Here is an 883-nt window from a genome sequence, read left to right as displayed (position 1 = left end):
AGATGTGTATAAGAGACAGGTCGAGTGCAGGGTGAAGTCGGCATGACCGAGCATCGCCTCGACGAGCCCAGGGTCAAACGCCCTTTCGTCCCCAGGATGGTCCGGGCCTTCGCGATACCGATCATCTTGTTCTGGGGCCTGCTCGCGGTCACCACGAACACCTTTATGCCCCAAGTGGAGCGGGTCGCCGAAGAGCTCGCCGGACCGATGGTCCCGCACTACGCGCCCTCACAGCGGGCGCTGCTGCACATCGGCGAGAAGTTCCGCGAGTCCAACTCCACCAACTTGACCATGGTGGTGTTCGAGGCGAACCGTCCGCTGGGCGACGCGGACCACCGTTACTACGACGACCTGATGCGCCGCCTTCAGAACGACACCAGGCACGTGCAATACGTGATGGACCTGTGGGGCAAGCCGTTCACCGCCGCGGGGGCGCAAAGCGTGGACGGCAAGTGCACCTACGTGCTCCTTCGTCTCGCCGGCGACATCGGCCAGATACAGGCCAATCAATCCGTGGACGCCGTCCGCGACATCATCAAGAAGGACACGCCACCACCGGGCCTCAAGGTCTACGTGAGCGGCGCGGCTCCCCTGGCCTCCGACACGCTCGCCATCGCCAATGCCAGCCTGAACAACGTCACGATCGTCACGATCATCCTCATCGTGGTGATGCTGTTGCTGGTCTACCGCACCCCGTCCACCCTGCTGGTCCCCTTGCTCGGCGTGCTCATCGAGATGCTCGTCGCGAAGGGCATCGTCTCGACGCTCGGGCATTACGGGTACATCGAACTGTCGTCATTCGCCGTGAACATCGTGATCGCGCTGACATTGGGAGCCGGAACGGATTACGGCATCTTCCTGATGCTGTCTCTTATACACATCT

Annotated in this window: 1 protein-coding gene; it reads left to right on the top strand. The window is 62.1% G+C overall.

Annotated features, from left to right (window positions below; translation table 11 throughout):
• Window positions 1-42: 42 nt before the first annotated feature.
• The coding region (locus tag WU80_RS24760; RefSeq protein WP_156371894.1) for an MMPL family transporter at window positions 43-883 on the top strand (841 nt) is incomplete at its 3' end.

The organism is Mycobacterium sp. UM_11 (assembly GCF_001414075.1).
Classification (GTDB): Bacteria; Actinomycetota; Actinomycetes; order Mycobacteriales; family Mycobacteriaceae; genus Mycobacterium.
Note: the sequence above shows the minus strand (reverse complement) of the source record. Positions and strands in the feature narration are given on the sequence as shown.